Annotated in this window: 3 protein-coding genes; all 3 read left to right on the top strand. The window is 38.2% G+C overall.

Going from position 1 to position 2,027, the window contains the following annotated elements; genetic code table 11:
* Nucleotides 1-548, top strand: a 548-nt coding sequence (locus NZM04_11130; GenBank protein MCS7064567.1) for a hypothetical protein, incomplete at its 5' end; no start/stop codon positions are given.
* Nucleotides 549-961: 413 nt separating this feature from the next.
* Nucleotides 962-1,414 carry a hypothetical protein gene (locus tag NZM04_11125; GenBank protein MCS7064566.1) on the top strand — a complete coding sequence of 151 codons (453 nt, stop codon included), beginning with the start codon at nt 962-964 and terminating at the stop codon, nt 1,412-1,414.
* 365 nt (nt 1,415-1,779) lie between these two features.
* The coding region (locus NZM04_11120) for a hypothetical protein (protein ID MCS7064565.1) at nt 1,780-2,027 on the top strand (248 nt) is incomplete at its 3' end.

Genomic DNA, 2,027 nt, shown 5'->3' with positions numbered 1-2,027 from the left:
TGGTGAATACGTGGGGTGGGCTTGGAGCGGGGTTATATGATTATAGAAACCGCATTTACAGCACCGTTCACGGCCGCTTCCTACAGCCGGATCCGATTGGGTTTGGTCACGATGTTACAATCAAGCAAGACGGTGGATGGGAGATGTCACAAAAAGTTCATAAGCTTATCATAAGAATAGAAGATGTTAACTTTTATCGTTATGTTAGAAATGGCATATTAAGTAAAAAAGATTCATATGGGCTGATTGGTGATTGGATATCAGGGGCGTTTACAGGTGCCTGTTACATAGGTGCTTTTCAACTTGCGAAATTTGTGGGCTTTAATCCAAATGATAAAGCATGGCATTGTATTACTTCTTGCGAAGTAGCTAAATCTTCCAACAGTAAAGTTGCAGAATCATTAGGAGATTTAAGGGAGGCTTGTCAAACAAAGTCTGGTGCCTCTACTGAAGACTCACAATCTGACCAAGAGGCGAATAAAGCAGGGCGAGATTGCGCTAATGATGCTGATTGTGTAATATGTTGTTGTAAAAAAGGATATAAATAATTTAAAAATAGTAATATGAAAGAATTCTTCAATAAGTTCAAATTTGCAATACGCACCACACTAGCTGTTTTATATACTTTATACTTTCTAGATGCTTCATTAAATATTCACTATCTAGTGATACAGAAAGGATTAGTAGGTGAGCTAAATATTATGTTGATTTGGTTTAAAGCATTCTTTTTAATAGCGGGTTTTTCTCTTATGTATTCAAGTCTTTATACTAGCTTCGTATTTGCCTTAATATATCTATTCTTTATAGGAGTAACAATGATTAGCTCATAGTCAAAACCTGGGTTTAGCGATGGATTGTATAAAATTTTGCAAAAATGGTGAGCAAAAGAATTATGTATAAAGTAGGGTGTAATAATTATTTAGAAAAAAAGCATGTAACTTGTCGAGTTTCCAGTAGAAGCTTGCGATCGAATGCTGAGGCTGCGAATAACTTCTCTACGTGCGAGGATAAACAAAGCGGTGTGATGGCGATGAGTCATCGCCTGCACGAGTATATACTAGGCAACAGCACCGCAATCTGCTTCCTTCAACCCGCCCTCATCGGCTTTGATGCTTGCGATGTGAATTGGTATAGATATGTGGGGAATAATGCAGTGAATTACACGGATCCGGAGGGATTGATGGTTTTCGAGCAGGAGTGTTTAGATAAATGTGAACAAGAGGGACGAAAGTGTGAATCTAGATGCGGCTTAGAATACCTTGGACGATGGAGAAATTTCAATCCTGTAACACTGTTTAGACAGGTCACTAAAATAGAGTTAGTAATATGTATATTAGGTTGTAGGAATGGAGTGATTAAGTGTAAAATGCGATGTTACAAAGACTGTGATAAAAACTACGATAATATAGCATGAATTACTCTAGATCAACATACAGATACGGCAGGATAAAAGCATATATTTTAATGATCATGCCGCTGCTGGCTATTATCTATAATTTGCTTTTGATATTTATTTTTAATATGCAAACGGTTACTCTATACATTATACCTGAGACGTTGGTCTATTTATTATTGATTATCTTAGGTTATGGTATATACAGAAAAAGCAAGCTTTCATGGATAATCGCTTCCATAATTTTTCTTCCAGTTTTAATAGGATTCTATAATATATATTATACAAGGAAGAATTGGAGTCATTTGAGGTGAGCCTATTTCAGATTATTTTTTATCAAAAAATGCTTGCAAAACGCTGCAATTTGAGTAGGAGCGATAGATAAAATGCTAGAGCTGCAGAACCAGAAACGAACGCGCAGGAGCGGGCAGAGTGGGGTGATGACGACTGATTGGTATTTGCATGAGAATGTGCTGGGGAGCACGGTGCGGGTGACGAATCCGACTGGGGACGAGATGTTGCGTGCGCAGTATGATGTGTATGGGCGAGTGAGATTTTTCCAGAATGGGCAACCCTATTTCAATTACACGACGCGGTTTTGGTATACGGGGCGGGAGATGTTAGGGAATGAGTA

This window comes from Candidatus Methylacidiphilales bacterium, from assembly GCA_025056655.1.
Classification (GTDB): domain Bacteria; phylum Verrucomicrobiota; class Verrucomicrobiia; order Methylacidiphilales; family JANWVL01; genus JANWVL01.
Note: the sequence above shows the minus strand (reverse complement) of the source record. Positions and strands in the feature narration are given on the sequence as shown.